Source organism: Pseudomonas sp. TMW22080 (assembly GCF_022496745.1).
In the GTDB taxonomy this organism is placed as follows: Bacteria; Pseudomonadota; Gammaproteobacteria; order Pseudomonadales; family Pseudomonadaceae; genus Aquipseudomonas; species Aquipseudomonas bubulae.
Genome location: NZ_SCFF01000001.1, coordinates 1262845 through 1280741, shown reverse-complemented (window position 1 = coordinate 1280741; position 17897 = coordinate 1262845). Strand labels below are relative to the sequence as shown.

Below are 17897 nucleotides of genomic sequence, written 5' to 3'. Positions count from 1 at the left end.
GTCGGGAAGGTCGCATGATTCGCTCAATCCTGTACGCCACTGACCTCGGCATTTACGCGCCCGTTGTGATGCAGCATGCGCTTGGAATGGCCCGCAGTTTCAGCGCCGATCTGTTTGTGTTGCATGTGGTTGAGCCCATGGGCCTGTTTGCCGAGTCGGTACTGCAGAGCTATCTCGATGAGCAGGCGTTGAGCGAGCTGCACCAGCAGGGCATGAGCACAATGCTTTCCAATATCGAGTTGCGGGTATTGGAGAGTCTTCGCGAAGAGTTGGCGGGGTGGGAACAGGAACTGGCCTTGATCCGATCGGTCAAGGTTATTCAAGGGGAGCCTTCACACGTCATTCTGGAGCAGTCGCAAAAGCTTTCAGTAGACCTGCTCATACTGGGCAGTCATGCCCAGCCCTCGGGGGGCGAATCGCATTTGGGGCGTACGGCCGCCCGAGTTATCGAGCTGGCCAAGATACCGGTGTATCTGGTGCCCCTGATGCAGCGCCGGCGCAGTGCTGATGTGTAAGGCTGATGAATCAATAAAAATGATAAAAAAGTTCTAGATTTCTTATTCCAACCTTCCATATAGTTATATATCGCCGCCGATGCCTTGGCGCCTATCAGCTTTGAGGGATGCATATGAAGCTTCAACAATTGCGCTACATCTGGGAAGTGGCGCACCACGACCTCAACGTTTCGGCCACCGCGCAGAGTCTTTACACCTCACAGCCGGGTATCAGCAAACAGATCCGCCTGCTTGAAGACGAACTGGGCGTCGAGGTATTTGCCCGCAGCGGCAAACATCTGACTCGCGTCACTCCGGCTGGCGAGCGCATCATCACGACCGCTGGCGAGATCCTGCGCAAGGTCGAAAGCATCAAGCAGATCGCCCAGGAATTCTCCAACGAGAAAAAGGGTACGCTGTCGATTGCCACCACCCACACCCAGGCGCGTTATGCATTGCCGCCGGTGATCAGCAACTTTATCAAGCAGTATCCGGACGTAGCCCTGCATATGCACCAGGGTTCGCCCATGCAGATCGCCGAGATGGCCGCCGATGGCACTGTCGATTTTGCCATTGCCACTGAAGCCCTTGAGCTGTTCGGCGACCTGGTGATGATGCCGTGCTACCGCTGGAATCGCTGCGTCGTGGTGCCTCAGGGTCACCCGCTGACCAAACTGCCAAAGCTGACCCTCGAAGCGCTGGCCGAATACCCGATCGTGACCTATGTGTTCGGCTTTACCGGTCGCTCCAAGCTCGACGAGGCGTTCAGCCATCGTGGCCTGACCCCTAAAGTGGTATTTACCGCTGCCGACGCCGACGTGATCAAAACCTATGTGCGTTTGGGCCTGGGTGTTGGCATCGTGGCCAAAATGGCCGTCGACACCAATCTGGATAAAGATCTGGTGGTCCTTGATGCCAGCGAGCTGTTCGAGTCCAGCATCACCAAAATCGGTTTCCGTCGTGGCACTTTCCTGCGCGGATTCATGTGCGACTTTATCGAAAAATTTGCCCCGCACCTCACCCGTGAAGTGATGGCCAAAGCGATTGCCTGCCACAACAAGCAAGAGCTGGAAGAGCTGTTTGAAGGCGTGGAATTGCCGGTTCACTGATTCGCCGGCCCTGAACTACCCCTGTGGGAGCGGGCTTGCCCGCGATGGCATCGACGCGATCTGATTCAAGGATCGCGCCGTCTGCATCGCGAGCAAGCCCGCTCCCACATTTGGTTCGCAGGGCTGTAATTGCTGCACACTGGCCAGGCGCTGGCTGAGCGCTTTATGGATATTTATTTAGTGCCCGCCAGAAACGCACTTATTTGAAACTAAGGGCTCCACTGACTTCCAGGAGCCCGGACATGAATCACCCCATCCATAGCACTTGCCCCGCCAGGCGCGCGTTGCGCACAGGGGGGATGAATGACGATACGCAAGGAAACGGTCCCGAAACACAGGCGTTGCTTAGACCAAGACCGGAGCTAAGCCCCAGATTTATCAGCGCCGATGACGCTGCGGTCTATGCCCATGACCTGATCGGCAACCGTCGTGACAAAGAGTACGGTGGTTTTATCCTGAGCAAGGACGGCCGGTTTTACGCGACATTGCCGGTGTGCAGCGACGGGAACCTGTTTCGTCCGTCCGATGTGCTTTCGCGAGCCTCTAATGGCGATATGGTGCCGCCGCAAGGCTACGTGCTTGAAGGCCTCTATCACTCACATGCAGCGTTCCAGCGAACAATTTTGGCAGGTGATCCCGAAAGCGAGTTGCAGGACAATTTTTTCTCGTTGATGGACTTGCGCATGGCCATAGCCTTTCGCCATAACTATCCGCGTTTGTACTTGTCCAGCGTGGATCAAAGCCTGATCTGCTATGCGGCCAGCGGCTCGGCCCAGGAGCTGGCGCTGGAACCGTTGCTGATGCTGGTACACCCGCAAACGCCTGATCACCTTGAGCAGTCGTATCCGCCTAGCATTTTTCTGCCCAGCCACCTGCTGTCGATGGTGCATGTCGCCGGGGAGCTGACTGTGGTGCTTGCGGGCTCGTTCTGGCGCAGGCGCGGCAGGATTTCCGCGGGGTGGCGGGAATGGCAGGCGCAAATCCTCTGGGAGGCCGACGTGCCGCCCATTTATGGGCCCGCTCTTGCCAGTGCCGATGCCGCTGCATTGTTTGCCCACAGCCAACTGAGCCAAGGTCGCCAGACCCAGCAGGCGGGCTTTATCCTCAAACATTCGCAAACTTCATCGTTTATTTGCACCCGGCCCCTGTCAACGGTCTACCGCACGTTCGACCGACCTGAGGTTTTTCCCAGGAACAGCGGCGGCATACCGCAATTGCCAGAGGGCTATCAGATGAACGCGGTGTATCACACGGCGGATGTCCATCGCTATACCGTGCCTGTGGCGCAGGCTCGCGTGTTGAGCGACTTTTTGAGCCCGGACAACCTGTGGGTCGATTTCTTATTGATGCAGGCGACCCCCGGCACACGTGCCTATTTTTCTGCACCGGAGGGGGCGTTATTGTCCTGTAGGCGCTTTTCGGAAGACGCCGAGCGCGAGTTGATCGCCAGCGTTACCCACCCGGATGACTTCACCAGCCCATTGGACAGGCAGTTGGCCCGGGGCCAAGTGGACGCAACGGCTTATGTGCGACGTGTCGCGGCTGCGTTTGTCCTTCAGGTGGTAAAGACAGACGCAGTCTGGACTCAGGCGGGCCAGGTCATGGACAACTGGGTGCCGTTTGCACCCGTTGTCGAATGAGCGGGTTATTGCTGCTCGGCGTTGCGTGCGTGGCGATAGTCGCTGACCGCGTCATACACCGCCTTGCGCAGGCGGTTGATCCCGCCAATCGGCCGGTGTTCCTCAATGCCATGCCATGGGCTGAACGACAGGTTGTCACAAGCCAGATTCTGGCCTGGTGTGTCAAAGTCCTGGGCTGGCACCTTGACCCGTGCGACGGTTTCAAAGGGCGCGTCCGATTCTTTCCACTCGATGCTGGTGTCTTCGATCGGCATAAAACGATTGGCGTCCTGACGCTGGATCTGCAGCACAAAGCAGGCGGGCACCCGATCCGTTGACAGTTGCTGGTTCAAGGCGTTACGCAAAAAATTGGGCAGCGCCTCATTCTGCTTGGGCAGGCTGTAAGCCGGGCAACTGTCGGGGTCAGGGGCTACGCGGTACTTGGCATTGGCTGTGCCGAACTTGTAGGGCGACACAGAAAAATATGTCGTTTGTGTCGGGCTGGTCGGGGCAGGCGCCAGGGTAGCCAGGGCGATAAACAGATGGCGCACTTGCCAGCTGCGCGGGTCCCAGGACGGGAAGAATGCCAGAACCTTTTTGCCATCGGCTTGCGCGCCTATGTTCTGGCGGTATTCAGCGACATCGCTGACAAAGAAATTGGGATGGTTGAACATCACAAAGTCCTGCTCGGTGCGCCCTTGCTGGCCTGGCATCAGTTGAGTGCCGGGCACGTCCTGCAACTTGATGGCCATGCCGCGGGCATCGCGAATGCTGTCGAACTGCGGGTAGGCGTTGCCATTGGACAGGCGCATCACCGCTTGCCAGGTTTTGCCCGGCGTGGCAAACACACCCTGGCGCAGCGCCGGGTCGAGGTCGGCTAGTACCTCGACTTCGGCCTTGACGCAGCCGTGGGCCTTGGCATGGGCATCGCGCAAGTAGCGGGTGTTTTCGCGGTGCTGGTCGACGATGCGGATTGCGGTCTGGATGGTGTCCCGGGTCATGGCGGCTTCACCGTCCGGGATCTGCTCGCGCGCCGAAACCGGCCCGCGATGTTGCCAGGCGTACCAGCCGGAGGCCAGCGCCCAACCGAGCAAGCCCAGGGCAACGAGCAGTAAAAGCAGCTTGCCCAGCCATTTGCCGAGTCGAAGCCAGAAAGTGGTCAGCATGCAAACATCCTTTTAGCGATTTTTTTCAGATGACGGAGATCTTTCATGGCTGTGGCAATTCCTGCTCGAGAGGGCCGCCGAGCACTTTCAGGTACTCCAGCAATGCCCAGCGTTCTTCGGGTTGCAGCCGCCGCCCGATGACCCCGTTGCCGAGAGGGCCGGCGCGGAACTCGTGACCGCTGTTGTGGTTGCCGCTGATGCGGGTATCGAGTACAAAACCGCCGTCAAAGGCCTCGGTGCGATAGCCCAGGTGGCGCGGGTCATATTCAAAACTGCCGCGATAGAAGGTCTGATCACGCTCGGCCTGAGGCGAGAGCAATTGGTACACCGTAGGCACCGAACCATTGTGCAGGAAGGGTGCTGTGGCCCAGATCCCGTCCAGCGGCCGCGCCTTGTAGGCACGCACCTCCAATACGCCGATCGGCAAGCCAAAGCCGTTGAGGCGATCCTGTTCTTCGGGGCCGATATTGGCATCGTGATAGGCACGCTTTTCAACAAAGGCGGTGACATAGGCCAGGCCCTTGGCCACAGACAGCTTGCTCATGTCCAGAGGTGCGTCGGTCCTGGGGTACAGGTCGACGTTCATCCTGGCCAGCTCCTCTGCGTCCCATTGCAGCGCACTGAGGTCGTAGCGGTTGTCGGCGATATTATTGGCGGTATTGGGGTCGGTACCGATCACTTCCACAGGCAGCAACTTGAGTTGCTTGACCATCCGCCCGTTTTCTTCGACTTCAGGCGGTACATGGCAACCGGCGCAGTTTTCGCTGAACAGGGTTCGACCCTTGGCCGCCAGTGGGCGGTCAATTTTACCGAACAGCGCTTCAGGCCAGACCGGTGGTTTGAGCTTTTGCAGGGTTTCTTCGATCAGGTGCAGATCGTTAACGCGAACACTGGACGGATAACGGGCATCGCCCTGCAGGGGTTGGCCATGTTTGTCGAAAAAGTTCAGGGTCGCGCCCACGCCAAGCGCCTCACCGATGTTGCGTGCCATCGGCTGCTTGGCTGACCCGTTCCACTGCACCCAGTCGAAGGTCCACATGTCCCACAGATGCGGATAGTCTACCGGGGCATTGGCCACGCGATAGTTGTCGGGGGAAATAGCGTCGCCGAAACTGGCGTTGGCGATCCGGCCGAAGGCATCGGTACGGCCCGGGCCTTCGAGTGTCGGATAAAGGCCGCGATGGGTATCGTTCCAGGCCACGCCAAGGAAGGTGTCCAGCGATGCCTTGAAGTCCTTGCGCAGTTGCTGGTGCTGCGCATTATATTGATCGCCCAGTACGGTGCGGGCGAATCGTTCGAATTTCCACGGGTTGTAGTAGGTCGCTGCGAGGCTGGCGACCAGCGCCTGGCCGAAGCTGCCGCCGCGCAGGGTTGGCACGCTCGATGGCAGCACATGCTGTGCCGGAGCCCCGTCAATGCGCACCGCCTGGCCTTTGAAACGCAATTCGCCGGTGTGGCAGGCCGCGCAGGTGATATCCAGATACTCCACGTTGCTGCCGGGGTTCTGGTGGCGGGTAAAGCCTACTGGCAGGTTACCCGGGTTGGCAGCACTGGCCTGCTGCTTGGGGTCCACCAGAAAGCCGAAGCGCGCCAGGTACTCGGGGGCCGCGAAGGGTTGTTTGGAAAACGGCAGCTCCAGGGCGCTGAACCAGTCGTAATGCAGGCCTTTAACCTGAGTGCCCTGGGGGGTGTAGTAGTAGGTCTGGCGCTCAGCAGGACTCCACTGATCCAGGTAGTGCAGTTGCTGCACAGGCTGGTAGGCCGGCAGTTTTGGATTGGCGACAAAATAGATCACCAGGCCAAGGCCCATGGCTACAGCCACCAGCAGCCCCAGCAGAACACGGTAAAACAGACGCACAGTAACGCTCCTTGTAAAAATAATTACAGCCTTATGCCTCAGCTGCGGTCAGGCATCAAGAGAGCAGGGGGGTGCATTGCCGGGTTTACCGATGTGTTAACAAAAGTTGCGGCTAAAATGAATTGTTATTAATGCATGAACTTATCCACCAATTGCCTCTCTTATGCCGGTAGCCATTGGTCGCGGCCGCCTGATAAGCTCGCGGCTTTATTCGATTGCCCATTTGGCGCATGAACAAGGAAATAGCATGAAACAGCATCGGTTGGCGGCAGCTGTGGCCCTGGTAAGCCTGGTACTGGCGGGTTGTGATTCGCAGACCAGCGTAGAGCTGAAAACTCCGGCGCAAAAAGCCTCGTACGGCATTGGCCTGAACATGGGCAAGAGCCTGGCTCAAGAAGGCATGGATGATCTGGATTCCAAGGCCGTAGCCCAGGGCATCGAAGATGCCGTCGGCAAAAAAGAGCAAAAGCTCAAGGATGACGAACTGATCGAAGCGTTCGCAGCCCTGCAAAAACGTGCCGAAGAACGTCTGACCAAAATGAGTGAAGAAGCCTCTGCGGCAGGCAAAAAATTCCTCGAAGAAAATGGTAAGAAGGCCGGTGTTGTCACTACCGCTTCCGGCTTGCAGTACGAAGTTATCAAGAAAGCCGATGGCCCTCAGCCAAAAGCTACCGACGTAGTCACTGTTCACTACGAAGGCAAACTGATCGACGGCAAGGTGTTCGACAGCTCGGTTGAGCGCGGCAGCCCGATTGATCTGCCGGTTAGCGGCGTGATCCCGGGTTGGGTTGAAGGCCTGCAACTGATGCACGTTGGCGAGAAGTACAAGCTGTATATCCCTAGCGAACTGGCTTACGGCGCGCAAAGCCCGAGCCCGGCTATCCCGGCCAATTCGGTGCTGGTATTCGACCTGGAGCTGCTGGGCATCAAAGACCCTGCAAAACCGGCACAAGACGCTGCCCAGTAAGCAGCTTCTGGTACAGGCAACGCCCCGTCTCGACGGGGCGTTGTCGTTTATGTAGTCCACCTTTTGTTTCTGTAGGCTTTGTCCTGGAGTATTTTCAATACCCATAAGTTCTCTTGGCTAGTAGTTGCTGACTGCCAAGTCAATGAATTTATGGGTTTTTTTATGTGTGTAAAAAATGCCCGATCTGAGTACAGCCCTTATGGGACGGGCCTTTCAGGGTTGAAAAACAGCTCTGTTCACAAGGTTATCCACAATTTGTGTGGATAACATTTTCAGCAAATGACGGCTTTTTCGGTTGTTTTCACAAATTATTCACTTTTGAGTGAAAACCCCAGAGACCTTCGCGGCTGATAGGATTAAGCTCAAAGGGAAAGTTCTGACTCGATTTACGAAAAAAGTCTGACGGGGTTTAGTAATGGATCTTCAAATCATCAAGCGTAATGGTGAGCCTGAATACGCCGTTCTTTCATGGGAGAGTTATCAGGCACTGCTCAAGGCTGCTGGAGTCCAGGAGCCAGTTGCCGAGCCTGACAAGGATCTGCAGCCACCGGCACCCGAGCAGGTGCACCCCGGACTCGATCAGTTGCGTCACTTGCGCGAGAACAAGGGTCTGGCCCTTGAGGTGCTGGCACGCACGGTAGGCATTAGTCCGTCATATCTGGGAATGATCGAAACCGGCGAGCGTCTGCCAGACCTCGCTATCCGTCGCAGCTTGGCCTGGGAGCTTGGTATCGCAGGCTGGAGGGAAGCATCATGAACGTGCGCATCAGTCGTCAACACTGGGATGGGTTGTTGGCTGAACTCGATCAGGCGCGTCGACAGCGCCACTTGCTGACTTACCGTGCATTACTGGAACGGTTGCAATTGCCGAGCCCCGCCATGTTGACCCTCACCGCCGCACTTGAACATCTGGCGGCGATGGATGCCAAGGCCGATCAGCCATTGCGCAGTTCGCTGGTGATCAGCCAGGGTGCAAGCCGTCTGCCACGTACCGGTTTTTTCGAATGCGTGGAGCGCCTCGGGCGTTTCCCCGGCCCGCCGGACGGGATTGCCGCTGCGTCCTGGCATGCCTCTGAGGTGGTGCGGGTGTTCGAGTATGTTTACGAGCACGAGGAGGCTTGAGTGCTCTGGCGGCTCAAGGCGCGCCTGAGTTACTGGCTGGCGCGCAAGTTGTTTCACTGGCCATGGTGTGTCCGTCAGCCGCGTATCTGGCGCTGGATGGAGGGCCAGTTCGCACGCATGGCCAACCTCGGCAGCACCAGTGCCCAAAGTTTCTACGGCCATATCCTGGCCTTTCGCGGTCAAGGGATGGGCGCCAGGGAGGAGGGGGTGCGTTTGTTGCGTCTGGCGGCACTCAGTGGTGACGCCAAGGCAGCCTACCAGGTAGGCGTTTTCAGCCTGGCAGGGACGCTGAGCAAGACGCCTGACGCTGCCGAGGCTGCACGCTGGTGGACGATGGCGGCAAAAGCCGGGCACCCGCTGGCAGGGCACAAGCTGGCGGTGCTGTATCAACAGGGTGGCCCGGGGTTGATGGCTGACCCGCAGATGGCCAGGCTTTACCGTTAGCCAATAAAAAGGGCGGCCCGCATCATGCGGGCCGCCCTTTTTTTACCTGCCTGACTTACTTCTTGGCCACCTGTGAGGTGAGCTTGAGGTAGTCCAGCAGAATCCGCCCGGTTTCACTCAGATAGGCGTCATCTTCCGGCTTGGTCTTTTCAGGCTCGACCGGCAGTGCATCTTCGTCTTCTTTCTTCATTTCCTTGAGCGGCGCTTCGCCCTTGGCCTGGCGGCGGGCGTTTTCCATCACCAACTGCTTGGCATCGATATCGGCGTGCTGGGCGCGACGCTCGGCTTCGTTGAGGCTGACGGTCTTTTCGGCCATCAGCTTCTCGGCCAGGGCCAGTTTGTCACGGATAAAGATGAACTCGGCATCCTTGGCCACCCGGGCTTCGTGCTCGGCCTTGAGCTTGTCGATATAAGGCTTGAACGGGTCGACGGCGGGCTTGATCGCAGGACGGATGGTGTCCCACGGCATGGCTTCAGGCAGTGCGCTTTCGCCGATTTCCTTGGTGTCGATAATCGACGGGAAGGCGACGTCGGGCAGAACGCCCTGATGCTGGGTGCTCTGGCCGGAAACCCGGTAGAACTTGGCCAGGGTCAGTTTCAGCTCACCGTGATTCAGCGGCTGGATGGTTTGCACCGTGCCCTTGCCGAACGTCTGGCCGCCGATAATCAGCGCGCGGTGGTAGTCCTGCATGGCACCGGCGAAGATCTCCGAAGCCGAAGCCGACAGGCGGTTGACCAGCAATGCCATAGGGCCTTTGTAGAACGCCCCGGGGTTTTCGTCTTCAAGCACGTCGACCTTGCCGTCTGCATTACGCACCAGCACGGTCGGGCCCTTGTCGATAAACAGGCTGGTCAGTTCGGTGGCTTCCTGCAACGAGCCGCCACCGTTGTTGCGCAGGTCGATAATCACGCCATCGACTTTTTCTTTCTGCAACTCGGTCAGCAGTTTTTTAACGTCACGGGTGGTGCTCTTGTAGTTCGGGTCGCCAGCACGGAACGCCTTGAAGTCCAGGTAGAACGCCGGAATTTCAATCACGCCCAGCTTGTAGTTCTTGCCATCCTGCTTGAGGTTGAGGATCGACTTTTTCGCCGCCTGCTCTTCAAGCTTCACCGCTTCACGGGTGATGGACACGATCTTGCTGGTCTGGTCATTGGGTGCGTTGCTCGCCGGAATCACTTCCAGGCGCACCACGGAGCCTTTAGGGCCACGAATCAGCTTGACCACTTCATCCAGACGCCAGCCGATCACGTCGACCATCTCTTTGTCGCCCTGGGCAACGCCGATGATCTTGTCTGCCGGTGCGACCTGCTTGGTTTTATCGGCCGGGCCTGCCGGCACCAGACGGACAATTTTTACCTGGTCGTTATCGCTCTGCAACACGGCGCCAATGCCTTCCAGCGACAGGCTCATATTGATATCGAAGTTTTCCGCGTTATCTGGCGACAGATAGTTGGTGTGCGGATCGTAAGACATGGCGAAGGTGTTGATATACGCCTGGAAGATGTCTTCGCTGCGGGTCTGGTCAAGGCGCGACAATTGATTCTTGTAGCGCTTGGTCAACAGTTCCTGGATTTTCGCAGGCTCTTTGCCGGCGATTTTCAGACGCAGGACTTCATCCTTGATGCGTTTGCGCCACAGGTTGTTGAGTTCGGCTTCGGTCTTGAGCCATGGAGCGTCCTTGCGGTCGATCTCCAGGGTTTCCTTGGCATTGAAGTCCAGCGAGTCAACGCCCTTGTTCAACTCGGCAAGCGCAAAGTCCAGGCGCGATTTGACGCGATCCAGATAGCGTTTGTAGATAATGAAACCGGGGTTCAGATCGCCGCTTTTGAGGAAGTCGTCAAACTGGAATTTCCATTTGTCGAATTCGGCAATATCGCTGGCCAGAAAGTAACTGCGCGAAGGGTCGAGCAGCTTCAGATAGCTGTCATAGATGATTGCCGAGCGGGCATCATCCAGTGGCGGCTTGCTGTAATGATGGCGCTTGAGCAGCTCAACAACGTTAAGACTGGCAATTACCTCATCACGATCGGGCTGAAGGTTATCCCAACTGTTAGCGGCGAACGTATTGGCCGAAAACGGCAAAACGCCTAGGCCAATGAATAGGGCAAGTGCGGTGCTAGGGAATAAATGCTTCATGCTGATTCGACGCGGGGGCAATTGATAACGCATATTAGGCCGTCTTTGAAGTCGCCGGTTCCATCAAGGACCGGTCGCATAATGCAAAAAGCCCGGTGCAACAGCTCCGGGCTCAGTCCAGACTCACTATGGAGGCACTGTGAAAGCATTGCAAGGCGTTGAAGGTCAAGTGAAGTGGGTTGAAGAGCCAAGCCCCACCTGTGATGTAGGGCAAATCCGTATTCGTGTGGCGGCAGCCGGACTCAATCGGGCCGATCTGTTGCAAAGCGCCGGCTTGTATCCGCCGCCGCCGGGGGCCAGTGAGGTATTGGGCCTGGAGTGTTCAGGTGTGGTCAGCGAAGTAGGGCCAGGGTCGTCCTGGCAAGTGGGTGATCGCGTCTGTGCCTTGCTGGCCGGGGGTGGCATGGCCGAGGAAGTGGTGGTTGATGCCCGTCATGCACTGCCGGTGCCTGAAGGTTTGTCGCTGCTGGAGGCTGCGGCATTGCCCGAGGTGTACAGCACGGCATGGCTGAACCTGTTTCAACTGGCCGCGCTCAAGCCGGGCGAAAAAGTATTGCTGCACGCGGGGGCAAGTGGTGTTGGTTCAGCGGCCATTCAGCTGTGCAAAGCCTTTGGTAGCCCGTGCTGGGTGAGCGTGGGCTCGGCCGAGCGCCTGGCTTACTGCCAGGCGCTGGGTGCCCAGGGTGGCGTGGTGCGTACCGAGGGGCTGGACAGTCTCAAGGCGCTGGGGCCTTTCGACGTGGTGCTGGACCCTGTGGGGGCCAACTATGCCGAATCCAACCTCAAACTGCTGGCCCAGGACGGGCGCTGGGTGTTGATTGGCCTGATGGGCGGGCGCAAGGCCGAGCTGGATCTGGCGCTGGTCCTGGGCAAGCGTATTCAGTTGCTGGGCTCGACCCTGCGCAGCCGCAGCGATCAGTTCAAGGCGGATTTGCTCAGTGATCTGGGGCAGCAGGTATGGCCATTGTTTACCGAAGGCCGCCTGAGTCCGCAACTGGCCAAGACCTTCCCGATTGAGGAAGCGCAGGCAGCGTTTGCCGAACTGGCCAGCAACCAGGTGTCGGGCAAGCTGGTGCTGGTGATCGACAGCAGCTTAACCTGATCCTCTGCGGGAACTGGCTGGTCTGCGATGCAGGCGATAGGGTCTGGCAGGTCAATCGCGGTGATGCCATCGCAAGCAAGCCCGCACCCACAGTTTCAGGGCGGCGTTTGCCGAGCTGGCCGGCATCAGGTCTTTAGAGCGCCACAAAACCTGTGGGAGCTGGCTTGCCTGCGATGCAGGCGATAGGGTCTGGCAGGCAAATCGCGGTGATGCCATCGTAAGCAAGCCCGCTCCCACAGTTTCAGGGCGGCGTTTGCCGAGAGCTGGCCAGCATCAGGCCTTGAGGGCGCCACAAAACCTGTGGGAGCTGGCTTGCCTGCGATACAGGCGATAGGGTCTGGCAGGCAAATCGTGGTGATGCCATCGCGAGCAAGCCCGCTCCCACAGTTTCAGGGGGTCATTTCCAGTGATGAATCGGCCACCCGGCCTTTTCAGCCTGTTCGCGCAGCACCGGGTCCGGGTTTACCACATGGGGGTGATCGACCTTGAGCAGCAGCGGCAAGTCGTTGCGCGAATCGGAGTAAAAGCTCGCGCCTTCCAGGTTTTCTTCCTGCTCATCCAGCCACTCCAGCAGGCGCGTAATCTTGCCTTCGCGGTAAGTCAAAGTGCCCACCGTGTGCCCGGTATAAAAGCCGTGAGCCACTTCCAGCTCAATGCCCAGCACTTCATCGATACCCAGGCGCTCGGCAATGGGTTTGACCAGGTGGGTGCCCGAGGCCGAAATGACCAGGATCCGGTCGCCCGCCTTGCGGTGCGCAGCAATAGTTCTGGTTGCGTCACTGAAGATGATCGGTTCGATATAGTCCTCAACCCAGGGCTCGACCAGGTGCGCGACTTCTTCGGGGCTGCGGCCGATCAGCGGCTCCAGGCTGAAAGCCATATAGTCTTCCATGGCCAGCTCGCCCCGGCTGTAGGCGGCCATCAGTTCGTTGTTGCGCTGCATGAACGACACCGGGTCGACCCAGCCCAGGCGGCCCATCTGCTCGCTCCAGAGGGTGGCGCAGTCGCCATGAATCAGGGTTTCGTCCAGATCAAAAATTGCCAGGGCCATCAGCGCAACTCTCTCTTCAGTGAATTCAGGAACATCAGGCTACCTCACAAAGGGTGCTCGAATCGATGGATAGCGCAACGGCTTGGCCGTCCGGGTACAAATCGCCGGGCGCACGGTTGAGTACGTCGACGATCAATTGCACGCCACGCACCTCGACGCGATAGCGGATCACGTTTCCCAGCAGGCTATGACTCAGAATCACCCCGTCCGGCTCACCCTGCACACTCAACCCCAGGGTTTCCGGGCGAATGGCGATGCGGCTGCTGACCGGGCGCTGCAACAGGCGGCTGGCAGTTTGCGCGTCCAGCAGGTTGTAGTTGCCGATAAAACCTGCGGCGAAGGCATCTGCCGGGGCTGCATAGAGGGTCTGAGCATTGCCGCTCTGCACGATATGACCCTTGTTCATCAGAAAAATGCGGTCGCTCATCACCAGTGCTTCTTCCTGATCGTGGGTCACGAAGATAGTGGTCAGGCCCAGCTCGCGCTGGATGGTGCGGATCTGCTCGCGCAAGTGCTTGCGAATTCGCGCATCCAGCGCCGACAGCGGCTCATCCAGCAGCAGCAGGCGCGGACGTGTCACCAGTGAGCGGGCCAGGGCCACACGTTGGCACTGACCACCGGACAACTGGTGCGGATAGCGCTTGGCGAAGTCATTCAGCTCCACCAGTTGCAAGGCTTCGGCCACGCGTTTGTGGCTGTCATCGGCCTTGACCTTCTGCATGCGCAGGCCGAAGGCCACGTTTTGTTCGACAGTCATGTTGGGGAACAGCGCATAACTCTGAAACACCATACCGATGCCACGCTTTTGCGGGCTCACTGGCACGATGTCCTGGCCATCGAGCAGGATCTTGCCGCCATCTACCGGCGTCAACCCGGCGATACAGCGCAGCAGCGTGGACTTGCCGCAACCGGACGGGCCGAGCAGGGTGACGAATTCGCCCTTGGCGATGCTGCAGTTGATATCACTGAATACCGGGGTGCCGGAATAGGATTTTTGCAGGTGTTCAACGCTGACGAAGCTCATTGGCTTTTGTCCTTGTTCAGGAAGGTGGCAACCCAGGTCAGCACCAGTACAAAGAGGAAATAGGAAATGACCAGCGCGCTGGTGAAGTGGCCGCTGCTGTTGCGCATATTGTTCAGGAACACCTGCAAGGTCTCGTAGCGGGTGCCGACCAGGATATTGGCGAACACAAACTCGCCAAACAGGAACGAGAATGACAGCAGCAGGGCTACCATCAGGCCTTTACGCAAATTGGGCAGCACCACCAAAAATGCCGCCTGCCAGGTGCTGGCACCCAGCAGTTGGGCCGCGTCCATCAAGTCGCGCAGGTTGATCGCCTGCAAGTTGTTGGTGATCGCGCGGTACATGAACGGCAGTGCGACGGTGAAATAACAGCCGATCAGGATCCACGGCGTACCGACCATTTGCAGCGGGCCGGAACCATAGAGTTGCAGCAAGCCTACCGATGACACCACCGGCGGCACGGCGAAGGGCAGCAGGATCAGGATGTTCATCAGCGCATCCAGCTTGGGGAAGTGGTAATGCACCACAAACAGCAGCGGCAGGATCAGCACTACGGACAGCACCAGCGCCGCGACGCAGACCAGCAGCGACTGGCCGAAGGCCTTGAGGAAGCGCGGGTCGCTCCACAGCTGGTCATACCACTTGAAGGTAAAGCCGCTGGGCAACACCGTGGCTGACCAACTGCTGGCGATGGAGTAGATAAACGTGCCCAGCAGCGGTAGCAACAAAATCAGAAACAGCAGCCAGACCACACTGCGGTGGTACAGGCTGGCGGAAGTGGTTTCAGCGCGCGACATGGTAGCTCCTCTTTAACAGCCACTGATGCACCAGGGTTACCAGGGTCATCAGCCCCACTAGGATCACCGCCAAGGCGCTGGCCATGTTCGGATCCAGGCTGATATCGCCTGACACCATCGCGGCAATGCGGATGGGCAGTACGTTGAAGTTGCCGGTGGTCAAGGCATACACCGTGGCATAGGCCCCCAGGGCGTTGGCCAGCAGGATAACGAAGGTGCCGAGCAGTGCCGGGGTCAGTACCGGCAGGCCGATAAACCGCCAGAACTGCCAGCTGTTGGCGCCCAGCAGGGAGGCCGATTCGCGCCAGTCCTCGCGCAGGGCATCGAAGGCAGGGTAAAGCAGCAGCACGCCGAGGGGGATCTGGAAGTAGGTGTACAGGATGATCAGGCCGGTTTTCGAGTAGAGGTTGAAATCCTCGATGATCCCTGCCTGTTTGAGCATGATCGTGATACTGCCGTTAAAGCCCAGCAAAATGATGAATGCGAAGGCCAGCGGCACACCGGAGAAGTTGCTGGTCATGTTGGCGAATGCGTTGACGAAATTGCGCAGCCGCGAATCCACCTTGCGCAGCGAATAGCTGCCCAGTATGGCAATGATGATGCCGAACAGGCTGGACCAGAAACTGATCTCCAGGCTGTGTTGGATGGCCTGCAGATAGAATTTGGAGTTGAAGATCTTGATGAAGTTGGCCAGGCCCCAGCCACTTTCTTCCGATTGCACACTGTGGATCAGCACCCACACCAGCGGGGCGATCTGAAACACGATAAAAAATACCGCGAAGGGCACCAGGCACAGAACTGCAAGCCATTTGCCCCGGGTCATGGCGCGGGCCTCAGCAGCTCGCGGCACAGCGGTTTGTCGTGAGCTACGCCAAGCAACTCGCAGATCGTGCCGCACAACTCGAGCTGTTTTGGCATGACATCCGGGTTCAGGCTGAACGCATCGCCCAGCACAAACAGTGGCACTTCACGCTCTTCGGGCAGCAAGCCGTTATGGGAGCGATCGTTGTTCATGCCGTGGTCAGCAGTGACCAGTACTTGGTAGCCGGCCTGCAGCCAGCCTTGCAGATAGTCGGCCAGGATAATGTCGGCCGAACGCGCACTGTTGCGGTATTGCGCGGTATCGAGGCCGTGTTTGTGTCCGGCATCGTCGATATTCATGGGGTGGACCAGTAAAAAATTCGGCTTGTGCGCCAACCGCAGGCTTTCTGCGTCGGCGAACAGGTGGGAGTCAGGGTAATGATCACTCCAGTAGAAATGCCCGTATTGGATTGGCAAGTCCCCAGCCAGGGTATGGCGATCCCGGGCAATCACGAATGGCGAGCGGTTATAGAGCTCACTGACCCAGTGATAGGCCGCTGCCGCTGTGATCAATCCGGCATCACGAGCGTAATGGAACACGCTGCGCTGGTTGGACAGGCGCGAGACATTATTGTGGACAATGCCGCTTTCAATCGGCGGCACGCCGGTGAGGATGCACTCGTAGAGCGGGCGCGACAGGGCTGGCAACTCGCAGGTGAGCTTGTACAGTGCGGCCCGTTCTGCACTGACATAGGCCTGCAGATGGCCCATGGCAAGGCGGGCGACCTCAAAGTTCAAGCCGTCGAGCACTACCAGAATGACGTTGTGTTTCATGTAAGACTCCGCTGGCGCAGCGCAAAAGCTGTTGTTGGAGCGGGCTTGCTCGCGATGGGTACAACCCGGCACATCAGATGGATCGAGTCGATGGCATCGCGAGCAAGCCCGCTCCCACGCAGATCAAGGCGCAGGGTTACTGCATATTGATGATGACTTCTTCCTGCCACAGCTGCGGCAAGGCCTTGGAGGTCTTTTCCCAGGCGTCGGCGTCTTTGATCGGGGTGACATTTTTGTACTGGTCGTTGGACAGCAGCTTGGCCTGCACGTCAGCCGGCAGCTTCAGGTGCTCGGCACGAATCGGCCGTGCATTGCCCCGCGCCAGGTTGGTTTGCCCGGCATCGCTGAAGATGAATTCGCGAGTCAGCTTGGCGGCGTTCGGGTGTTTGGCGTATTTGTTGATGATGGTGGTGTAGCCCGAGATCACCGAACCGTCGGACGGGATCAGCACCACATAGTCATCCGGGTTGGCCATTTTGGCTTTGTAGCTCAATCCGTTGAAATCCCAGACCACGCCGACTTCCACTTCACCTTTCTCCATCGTGGCGATGGTCGGGTTGGCCAGTGACAGGCGGCCTTGCTTGGCGATGTCGGCAAACATCAACAGGGCCGGTTGCACGTTCTTTTCATCGCCGCCATTGGCAATGGCTGCAGCCAGCACGCCATTGGTGGCCTGGGCCGCGGTGCTGACATCACCGATCGAGACCTTGTATTTACCCGACTTCAGGTCAGCCCATTTGGTCGGCACTTCAGAGCCGTGCAGCAGCTTCTTGTTGACGATAAACGCAATGGTGCCGGTGTAGGCCAGGGCCCAGTTGCCGTCTTTATCCTTGGCCCAGTCCGGGATCTGTTCCCAGGTGGTTGGCTTGTACGGCTGGGTTACGCCTTTGGCCACGGCAATCGGGCCAAAGGCGGCGCCCACGTCACCGATGTCGGCACTGGCGTTGTCTTTTTCCGCGGCAAACTTGGCCACTTCCTGGGCCGAACTCATATCAGTGTCGATGTGCTTGAGGCCGTAGAGCTTGTTCAGATCGGCCCAAGTGCCTTTCCAGTTGGCCCAGTCATCGGGCATGCCGACGCTGTTGACCGTGCCTTCAGCCTTTGCTGCGGCTTCCAGGGCTTTTAAATCGACATCGGCGGCCATGGCCGATGTGCACAGGGCAATGCTTGAACCTAACAGTGATGCGAGGAAAAACTGTTTCATCCGAAGCTCCTTGGGCGTTTTCAACGCTGGGTTTTATTGCTCTTTTGCGGTGGGTTGGTCTAGGTCAGCAATACCTGAGCCAATTTAAGCCCGGCAGATGACACTTTAATGTCGGCATTGGTTGTGCAAGGCATATCGCCAGCCAGCGTGTGTGTTCCGGCTAAGCGT

The 17897-nt window shown here is 58.3% G+C and carries 17 protein-coding genes; 8 read left to right on the top strand and 9 right to left on the bottom strand.

Going from position 1 to position 17897, the window contains the following annotated elements; genetic code table 11:
* Nucleotides 1-14 precede the first annotated feature (14 nt).
* From EQV96_RS05555 to EQV96_RS05545, 3 genes are all read left to right on the top strand, one after another.
* The gene (locus EQV96_RS05555) at nt 15-515 is read left to right on the top strand and encodes a universal stress protein (RefSeq protein WP_095002144.1); all 501 of its coding nucleotides are present in this window, start codon (nt 15-17) and stop codon (nt 513-515) included.
* A gap of 113 nt (nt 516-628) precedes the next feature.
* A complete protein-coding gene (gene cysB / locus EQV96_RS05550) occupies nt 629-1603 on the top strand; it encodes an HTH-type transcriptional regulator CysB (protein ID WP_016780131.1) in 975 nt (324 codons plus the stop codon).
* 242 nt (nt 1604-1845) lie between these two features.
* Nucleotides 1846-3243, top strand: a complete 1398-nt coding sequence (locus EQV96_RS05545) for a DUF4329 domain-containing protein (protein WP_133144919.1) — start codon at nt 1846-1848, stop codon at nt 3241-3243.
* A 5-nt stretch (nt 3244-3248) separates the two neighbouring features.
* Here the strand turns inward: EQV96_RS05545 and EQV96_RS05540 are convergent, their stop codons facing one another.
* Both EQV96_RS05540 and EQV96_RS05535 read right to left on the bottom strand, forming a co-directional pair.
* Nucleotides 3249-4388 (bottom strand): catalase family protein, encoded by a 1140-nt coding sequence (locus EQV96_RS05540; protein WP_095019101.1) that lies wholly within the window; start codon nt 4386-4388, stop codon nt 3249-3251.
* A gap of 43 nt (nt 4389-4431) precedes the next feature.
* Nucleotides 4432-6246: a di-heme-cytochrome C peroxidase gene (locus tag EQV96_RS05535; RefSeq protein ID WP_095031723.1), complete on the bottom strand. Its 1815-nt coding sequence runs from the start codon at nt 6244-6246 to the stop codon at nt 4432-4434.
* A 247-nt stretch (nt 6247-6493) separates the two neighbouring features.
* On the opposite strand from EQV96_RS05535, the gene EQV96_RS05530 reads away from it, so the two are divergent.
* The 4 genes from EQV96_RS05530 (at nt 6494) to EQV96_RS05515 (ending at nt 8779) form a co-directional block, all read left to right on the top strand.
* A complete protein-coding gene (locus EQV96_RS05530; protein WP_095002141.1) occupies nt 6494-7213 on the top strand; it encodes an FKBP-type peptidyl-prolyl cis-trans isomerase in 720 nt (239 codons plus the stop codon).
* Nucleotides 7214-7628: 415 nt separating this feature from the next.
* Entirely contained in the window at nt 7629-7970 is a 342-nt protein-coding gene (locus EQV96_RS05525; RefSeq protein ID WP_095019103.1) for a helix-turn-helix transcriptional regulator, read from the top strand.
* Complete coding sequence (locus EQV96_RS05520) at nt 7967-8335, top strand: hypothetical protein (protein WP_095002139.1); 369 nt, start codon at nt 7967-7969, stop codon at nt 8333-8335. Before EQV96_RS05525 ends, EQV96_RS05520 begins: the two co-directional genes overlap by 4 nt.
* The gene (locus EQV96_RS05515) at nt 8336-8779 is read left to right on the top strand and encodes an SEL1-like repeat protein (RefSeq protein WP_095019105.1); all 444 of its coding nucleotides are present in this window, start codon (nt 8336-8338) and stop codon (nt 8777-8779) included.
* A 55-nt stretch (nt 8780-8834) separates the two neighbouring features.
* Here EQV96_RS05515 and EQV96_RS05510 read toward each other — a convergent pair whose 3' ends face one another.
* The gene (locus EQV96_RS05510) at nt 8835-10916 is read right to left on the bottom strand and encodes a carboxy terminal-processing peptidase (RefSeq protein ID WP_169916690.1); all 2082 of its coding nucleotides are present in this window, start codon (nt 10914-10916) and stop codon (nt 8835-8837) included.
* Between the two features lie 139 nt (nt 10917-11055).
* Here EQV96_RS05510 and EQV96_RS05505 point away from each other — a divergent pair, with 139 nt between their 5' ends.
* Entirely contained in the window at nt 11056-12018 is a 963-nt protein-coding gene (locus EQV96_RS05505) for an NAD(P)H-quinone oxidoreductase (protein ID WP_240881534.1), read from the top strand.
* Nucleotides 12019-12415: 397 nt separating this feature from the next.
* On the opposite strand, the gene EQV96_RS05500 is transcribed toward EQV96_RS05505, so the two are convergent.
* From EQV96_RS05500 to EQV96_RS05475, 6 genes are all read right to left on the bottom strand, one after another.
* Nucleotides 12416-13069, bottom strand: coding sequence for an HAD family hydrolase (locus EQV96_RS05500; RefSeq protein ID WP_095002135.1), 654 nt, complete (start codon nt 13067-13069; stop codon nt 12416-12418).
* A 34-nt stretch (nt 13070-13103) separates the two neighbouring features.
* Nucleotides 13104-14093 (bottom strand): ABC transporter ATP-binding protein, encoded by a 990-nt coding sequence (locus EQV96_RS05495; protein ID WP_095002134.1) that lies wholly within the window; start codon nt 14091-14093, stop codon nt 13104-13106.
* Entirely contained in the window at nt 14090-14890 is an 801-nt protein-coding gene (locus EQV96_RS05490) for an ABC transporter permease (RefSeq protein ID WP_095002133.1), read from the bottom strand. The genes EQV96_RS05495 and EQV96_RS05490 overlap by 4 nt, the downstream gene beginning before the upstream one ends.
* Complete coding sequence (locus tag EQV96_RS05485) at nt 14877-15713, bottom strand: ABC transporter permease subunit (RefSeq protein WP_095019107.1); 837 nt, start codon at nt 15711-15713, stop codon at nt 14877-14879. Before EQV96_RS05485 ends, EQV96_RS05490 begins: the two co-directional genes overlap by 14 nt.
* Nucleotides 15710-16525: an alkaline phosphatase family protein gene (locus EQV96_RS05480; protein WP_095020262.1), complete on the bottom strand. Its 816-nt coding sequence runs from the start codon at nt 16523-16525 to the stop codon at nt 15710-15712. Before EQV96_RS05480 ends, EQV96_RS05485 begins: the two co-directional genes overlap by 4 nt.
* Before the next feature lie 136 nt (nt 16526-16661).
* On the bottom strand, nt 16662-17729 hold the full coding sequence (locus tag EQV96_RS05475; RefSeq protein WP_095002130.1) for an ABC transporter substrate-binding protein: 1068 nt from the start codon (nt 17727-17729) through the stop codon (nt 16662-16664).
* Nucleotides 17730-17897 lie beyond the last annotated feature (168 nt).

Bases quoted from the DNA above. Each gene is read 5' to 3' on its own strand.
- EQV96_RS05555 (WP_095002144.1), top strand. From the start codon at position 15: ATGATTCGCTCAATCCTGTACGCCACTGACCTCGGCATTTACGCGCCC.
- cysB (WP_016780131.1), top strand. From the start codon at position 629: ATGAAGCTTCAACAATTGCGCTACATCTGGGAAGTGGCGCACCACGAC.
- EQV96_RS05545 (WP_133144919.1), top strand. From the start codon at position 1,846: ATGAATCACCCCATCCATAGCACTTGCCCCGCCAGGCGCGCGTTGCGC.
- EQV96_RS05540 (WP_095019101.1), bottom strand. From the start codon at position 4,388: ATGCTGACCACTTTCTGGCTTCGACTCGGCAAATGGCTGGGCAAGCTG.
- EQV96_RS05530 (WP_095002141.1), top strand. From the start codon at position 6,494: ATGAAACAGCATCGGTTGGCGGCAGCTGTGGCCCTGGTAAGCCTGGTA.
- EQV96_RS05525 (WP_095019103.1), top strand. From the start codon at position 7,629: ATGGATCTTCAAATCATCAAGCGTAATGGTGAGCCTGAATACGCCGTT.
- EQV96_RS05520 (WP_095002139.1), top strand. From the start codon at position 7,967: ATGAACGTGCGCATCAGTCGTCAACACTGGGATGGGTTGTTGGCTGAA.
- EQV96_RS05510 (WP_169916690.1), bottom strand. From the start codon at position 10,916: ATGAAGCATTTATTCCCTAGCACCGCACTTGCCCTATTCATTGGCCTA.
- EQV96_RS05500 (WP_095002135.1), bottom strand. From the start codon at position 13,069: ATGGCCCTGGCAATTTTTGATCTGGACGAAACCCTGATTCATGGCGAC.
- EQV96_RS05495 (WP_095002134.1), bottom strand. From the start codon at position 14,093: ATGAGCTTCGTCAGCGTTGAACACCTGCAAAAATCCTATTCCGGCACC.
- EQV96_RS05490 (WP_095002133.1), bottom strand. From the start codon at position 14,890: ATGTCGCGCGCTGAAACCACTTCCGCCAGCCTGTACCACCGCAGTGTG.
- EQV96_RS05485 (WP_095019107.1), bottom strand. From the start codon at position 15,713: ATGACCCGGGGCAAATGGCTTGCAGTTCTGTGCCTGGTGCCCTTCGCG.
- EQV96_RS05480 (WP_095020262.1), bottom strand. From the start codon at position 16,525: ATGAAACACAACGTCATTCTGGTAGTGCTCGACGGCTTGAACTTTGAG.
- EQV96_RS05475 (WP_095002130.1), bottom strand. From the start codon at position 17,729: ATGAAACAGTTTTTCCTCGCATCACTGTTAGGTTCAAGCATTGCCCTG.